This is a genomic window from Neobacillus bataviensis LMG 21833 (assembly GCF_000307875.1).
GTDB classification, from domain to species: domain Bacteria; phylum Bacillota; class Bacilli; order Bacillales; family Cytobacillaceae; genus Neobacillus; species Neobacillus bataviensis.
Genome location: NZ_AJLS01000007.1, coordinates 37,166 through 43,708 on the forward strand (window position 1 = coordinate 37,166; position 6,543 = coordinate 43,708).

The 6,543-nt window shown below is 38.0% G+C and carries 3 protein-coding genes; 2 read left to right on the forward strand and 1 reads right to left on the reverse strand.

What is annotated here, in order from left to right:
* Positions 1–265: 265 nt before the first annotated feature.
* Together BABA_RS01315 and BABA_RS01320 are read left to right on the forward strand one after the other, a co-directional pair.
* Positions 266–4,546: a bifunctional 2',3'-cyclic-nucleotide 2'-phosphodiesterase/3'-nucleotidase gene (locus tag BABA_RS01315; RefSeq protein WP_007083311.1), complete on the forward strand. Its 4,281-nt coding sequence runs from the start codon at positions 266–268 to the stop codon at positions 4,544–4,546.
* 256 nt (positions 4,547–4,802) lie between these two features.
* Complete coding sequence (locus tag BABA_RS01320; protein WP_007083312.1) at positions 4,803–5,561, forward strand: N-acetylmuramoyl-L-alanine amidase; 759 nt, start codon at positions 4,803–4,805, stop codon at positions 5,559–5,561.
* A gap of 113 nt (positions 5,562–5,674) precedes the next feature.
* Here the strand turns inward: BABA_RS01320 and BABA_RS01325 are convergent.
* Positions 5,675–6,543, reverse strand: an 869-nt coding sequence (locus BABA_RS01325) for an LPXTG cell wall anchor domain-containing protein (RefSeq protein ID WP_007083313.1), incomplete at its 5' end; no start/stop codon positions are given.

Below are 6,543 nucleotides of genomic sequence, written 5' to 3' on the forward strand. Positions count from 1 at the left end.
TCAGAAGCCATTTATCAAATTACCATATTATAACAGGAAGGAATTATAATATTTAATAAAAATTTCTCTTTTCGTTCACAATTCGGCAATATATAATAAGAGAGTATGAGATTCTTAGGAATTCGACACAAGTCTATTTACATTAAATTATTATTAAAGCGTTTACAAGTATGCTTTTTGTCGATCACCTAAAAAGGAGAGGATTTCTTTAAAAATTGTTGTTTCAGAAGCTGGAAAACTATGTAAAGGAAAGGTGCACATCCGAATGAAAAAAAGAACATATTTCGGCAAAATAAGCAAAATCGCAACAGCTGCTTTAATGTTTACAACCATTGCTGCTCCATTTAATACATATAAAGTAAGCGCAGAAGCCGCATCCAACACAGCCACTCTGCGTATCTTGGAAACTACAGATCTCCACTCTAATGTACTCGCTTATGATTATTATCTTGATTCTGGCAAAGACATTAAATTTGGATTATCTAAAACAGCAACATTGATTCAGCAAGCAAGATCTGAAGCAAAAAATTCCATGTTATTTGATGCCGGTGACTTGATTCAAGGAAATCCGCTTGCAGACTATGTAGCTAAAGTCAATCCGCTTAAGGCAGACGAAACACATCCGATTATCAAGGCAATGAATTACTTAGATTATGACGCAGGAATTGTTGGAAACCATGAATTCAATTATGGCTTGGACTATCTAAACCAAGTCACTAAGAAAGCTGATTTTCCAATCGTAAATGCGAATATTTATAAAGATGATGGGGACAAAAACCCTGACAATGATCAAAATTATTTCACGCCATACGAAATTCTTGATAAAGAAATCATTGATGCAAACGGCAATAAATCTACAATAAAAGTTGGGGTTGTCGGATTTGCACCGCCACAAATCTTGAATTGGGATCGCGATAATCTTTTTGGAAAAGTAATTGTCAAAGATATCGTTGATACAGCCAATAAATATGTAAAAGAAATGAAAGATAATGGCGCAGATGTCATTGTGGCGATTGCACACTCCGGTTGTGATGTTACCAATGATGGTCAAATGGAAGCTGAAAATGCCGTTTACTCACTGAGTAAAGTTGCCGGTATTGATGCCCTTCTATTTGGACATGCCCATGTGAACTTCCCTGGAGATGCTTCATTTGATGGTAAAACGGGTGTTGACAATAAAACTGGCCATCTTAACAGTACACCAGCTGTTGAAGCAGGATTCTGGGGAAATAACCTAGGGGTACTTGATCTAGCATTAGTACAAAAAGATGGAAAATGGACGGCTGATAAAGCTGCCTCGAAATCAGTCAATCGTGCTGTAGCAGCAGACACTGCTCAGGATCAAAAAATTATTGATGATGTAAAAGTGGAACACGAAGGTACTTTGGAGTATGTTCGTGGAACAATTGGAAAAACGTCCGCTCCATTGTACAGCTATTTTGCTCAAGTTCAAGACGACCCGACAATACAAATTGTGAACAATGCTCAGACTGCCTATGTAAAAAAATGGATTGCTGAAAAGAATCCTGAATTAATTGATATCCCGGTATTATCTGCAGGAGCTCCGTTTAAAGCAGGCGGGCGAAGTGGCCCTGGATATTACACAAATATTGCTACAGGCGATCTTTCTATTAAAAGTGCCAATGATTTGTACTTATACCCTAATACCCTTAAAGCGGTAGAGGTGACCGGATCTACAGTTAGAGAATGGCTGGAAATGTCTGCTGGACAATTTAAAACAGTCAATCCGAATGACGCACATCCGCAAAATATTATTGATGAGTCATTTCCATCCTATAACTTTGATGTAATTGATGGTGTCAACTATCAGGTTGATATTACAAAACCGGCTAGATATACGGCAAAAGGAGTTTTAGCCGATGCCGATTCCCACCGTATTATCAGCTTAACCATGCCTGATGGGACACCTGTTAAGGATGATCAGAAATTTATTGTAGCAACAAATAACTATCGTGCCGGTGGTGGTGGCGACTTCCCAGGACTTAAAGGCGGAATTGCAAAAGTTGTAGTCAATTCACCGGATGAAAGCCGACAAGTATTAGTCAACTATATTCAAGAACAAGGAACTGTTAACCCTAGTGCAGATAATAACTGGTCGATTGCTCCGGTTAATAAAACCGTTCAATTAACATTTAGATCGGCTCCTGAAGCAAAAGTATATGCTGACAAGTCTGATACAATTAAAACAATTGGTACAGAAAAAGACAGTGCTGGTACATGGGGTATTTATTCAATTGGAAAAGATGTCCATGTGCAATTATTAGGAATCAATGACTTCCATGGACAATTAGATTACACATCAAAAGTAAACGGGGAAGTAGTTGGGGGAATTGAATATTTGGCTGCTTACCTAAAACAAAGAGAAGCCATTAACCCAGCCAATACCTTGATGGTGCAAGCAGGGGATGCGGTTGGAGCAAGCCGCCCGGTATCTGCACTATTGCAGGACGAACCTACTATTCGTTTCCTAAATGAAATTGGCTTTGATATTGGTACGATTGGTAACCATGAATTTGATGAAGGTGTAACGGAAATGCTGCGCCTAATCAATGGCGGACCACATACAGCGACTGCTGAGAAGTATGGTTCATTTGAAGGTGCTCAATTCCCGTATGTTGCGGCCAATGTCGTGTATGAAAAAACAGGAAAGAACATCTTGAAACCATATGAAATTTTAGAAGTAGACGGACAAAAGATTGGCTTTATCGGTGTTGTTACAACAGAAACACCAAGCATTGTGACAGCAAGCGGTGTTGCCGGAGTTAAATTTACGGATGAAGTAGAGGCAATCAATAAATATACAGCAGAATTAAAGTCAAAAGGCGTAAAGGCCATTGTAGTTCTTGCTCATGATCCTGGAACATCTGCAACAGATGGCTCAAATCCAACTGGAAAAGTAGTGGATATGGCCAAAAAGGTAGACGATGAAGTCGACGTAATCTTTGGTGCCCACGACCATAAATATTTAAATTCTACAGTAAATGGAAAATTACTTGTACAATCTTATTCGTATGGCACTGCCTTCTCTGATGTGGATTTAACAATCGACCCTGTTACACATGATATCGTGTCGAAAAAAGCTGAGATTGTATCAACATTCCAAAAGGGAATTACACCAGATGCAAAAATTAAAGCAGAACTTGATGCTTACAAAGCTGACATTGCCCCAATTACGGGACAAGTTGTTGGCGAAGCTGCAGTCGAAATCACTCGTACAGCGAACGCCGCAGGTGAAACGGCACTAGGTAACCTCATTGCCGATGGTATGCGTGACGTAACTAAAACGGATTTTGCCTTTATGAATGTAGGCGGTATCCGCGATAACCTTAAAAAGGGTCAGATTACATGGGGAGATTTATTCGCCATTCAGCCGTTTGGCAATGATTTGGTTACATTGAAAATAACGGGTGAACAAGTCAGAACATTACTGAACCAACAATGGTCAACAAATGGTGCAAAGATAATGCAGATTTCCGGCCTGAAATATACTTGGTCAGAAAAATTACCAATTGGGGAAAAAGTTCTTGATATTTTCCTTCCAAATGGGAAAAAGATTGACCCTAAAGCTATATATTCAGTCGCTGTGAATAACTTTATGGCAGACGGCGGAGATGGGTTTGTCGTTCTTAAGCAAGGAAAAGAGCGTACAGTATGGATGACTGACCTAGATGCATCTATCAATTACGTAAAAGCACAAAAGGGATCAATTACAGCACAAATTGAAGGCAGAATAGCCCTTGCAGATTCAGTTACTGATCCAGAAGTTCCTACACCAGAAGTTCCTACACCAGAGGTTCCTACTCCGGAAGTGCCTGTAAATGGAACTGTGGTAATGGTAAAACCAGTGATAAATGCCGGACAAGCAACAGTGAATACAAACGAACTTACAGTAGCACTTGAAAAGGCAGCAAAGGAAAAAGGGAGTTTATCCTTTGATTTAGGTAAAGAAAAATCTATTATTCTAAAATTAACAAAAGAGCAAGTTGCTCAACTGATAGAAAAAGGGATCCCATTATCTGTGAATAATGATAATGTGAAGCTATCCATTCCTTTAAGTATTCTATCTGAGGGTAAAGATTTTGCTGTAAAATTAAATCGTATGTCAGACATGAGCAATGCAAAATCTCCAGTTTATGAATTTACGATTATAATTGATGGCAAGGAAATTCATCAGTTTGTTGAACCAATTACATTGACATTTAATGTCGATCCTAGCAAAGTTAAAAACACTAATAATCTAAAAGTTTACTATTATAATGAAACAGCGAAGGTTTGGGAACTAGTTCCTGGTGCCACTTATAGTAATGGAAAAGTGGAAGTGAAAACGAACCACTTTAGCATTTTTACTGTATTTGAAGTAGCTGGAAACCAAACACAATTATCGGCAAGCACACCAACACCTGTTAAAGGAAAAGACTTACCGAATACAGCAACGAATATGTATAACTTCCTAATTTTAGGGATATTATTTGTGGCAGCAGGCTTAACAGTTGTGATTAGAAGAAGACGTAAATTACAAGCATAATTAAAAGCAACCTTGCTCCTTATGGAGTGAGGTTGCTTTTTTTAACTACCTCTTCCTTTGGGGAGTGTTGCTGTATGCCATTGCGATAATCTTAATGATTCGAAACAGACGACGATTACAATCTTAATAGAATCGAGAAAGGGTGTTGCCATAATGATGGGGCACCTTTTCTATTGCCTAAAAAAGAAGGAATTTGGCACACCCCTAACCAATTTTGAGCCTTTTGCATATATATTAATTAAAGGAGAGGATATGTATGAATATTATTCAACGATTTATTCCTGCGTCTAATAAGGATACTCGCCCGGGCATAAAAATGACCCCTAAATACATTACCATCCATGAAACAGACAATCCGGATGCAGGAGCAAATGCAAACGCCCACGCTCGATTACAAGAGCGGGGAAATGACCGTTCCGCATCATGGCACCTTCAAATTGATGATCAGCAAGCAATTCAATCCATCCCGTTCAATGAAATAGCTTGGGCTGCTGGGGATGGCCGTAACGGATCAGGTAATAAATTGTCCATTCATATTGAAATTTGCGTTAATTCCGATGGGGATTTCCGAAAGGCGGTTCAGAACACAGCTGAAGTTACAAAGCAACTGATGGGACAATTCAATATTTCAATCTCAAATGTCGTCCAACATAATCACTGGACAGGCAAGAACTGTCCAAGAAATCTTCGAAGTGGGGAAAAGGGTATAACATGGAATGATTTCATAGGCCTTGTCAATGGATCCCAGCCTCCAGCAGCAGTTTTTTCCCAACTGTTGGGGGAAACAGTGGCCCCTTACGTACCTACTGACAATGGGATAATTGGTAAAGTAAAGGTTATTGTTGATGGATTGAATATTAGACAGGCTCCCGATCTAAGAGCAGCAGTCACAAGAAAAGCTCTTAAAGGAGAAATATTCGATGTATATGCAAATGTAAATGATTGGCATAATGTAGGCGGGGCCAACTGGATATTTGGTAATAATGGACAGTATTTATCATTGATTAGAAACTAATCAGTTCAACCCTATGCTGAAACTTTGCATAAGCATAAAAAATACAAGAATCAAGTTATGATGGATAAAAAAGGGATATAACTTAGTAGATTAAGTTATATCCCTTTTTACTATTAATTTACTTTTAAGGAGTTTTTCCTTCTAACAAATAATACAATACCACCTAGACTAATTAATAAAAGTCCAAGGGCTAATAGGTCGAAACTGTTTGTGGCAGTGTCCGGTAATGTATTCCCAGCTGTTGAAACGCTGTTGGTAGAACCAGAGTTAGTGTTTGTAGTTGTCGAAGTTTGACTTGTTGATGTGCTGCCACTAGCTGTTCCATTTGTAGATCCAGTATTGGAAGTACCGTTATTGGAAGAACCTTTATCGGTATAACCAGTATTGGAAGTATCATTGTCGGTAGAACCGGTATTCGTGGAAGAAGCGATTTGGAATACACCATATTTACTAAAGTGGGTAACTTCAGCAACAACTTCACCTGTTGTTTTATTAATGCTAATAATCTTAATTACTTCATCCTGCATGACGCCTTTATCATCAATATATTTTACTTTCACATCATCCCAGTTAGTAACCTTGGATGGATCAATGATAAATTTTAATTGTACTGGATGATCCTTAAATTCTTTTACGAATGTATTGTCATCTTTAACAATAATGAAATCATAAACTGGGCTTAAAGAATTAGCATAGTCTTTACTATCTTTCAAAATATTTAGTGCAAAGTCTTGGTCAATTGGTAACATATTTAATGGAAAGCTTACTACTAAATTCCCTTTTTTTACAATGACTTTTGCATTTGGATTTTCTTTTAAAATTTTCTCTTTTTCACTACTTGAAATAAAAGCTCCTAATGCTAGGTCTTCTGAGATATTCGAATAATCTAGTTCGAAATCTCCACTTTCATTTGTTTGATACAAATTTGCCCAGTCTTGATATACGTCACTTGTAACATCCTTTTCATCATAAACATCGCCAG

Bases quoted from the DNA above. Each gene is read 5' to 3' on its own strand.
- BABA_RS01315 (WP_007083311.1), top strand. From the start codon at position 266: ATGAAAAAAAGAACATATTTCGGCAAAATAAGCAAAATCGCAACAGCT.
- BABA_RS01320 (WP_007083312.1), top strand. From the start codon at position 4,803: ATGAATATTATTCAACGATTTATTCCTGCGTCTAATAAGGATACTCGC.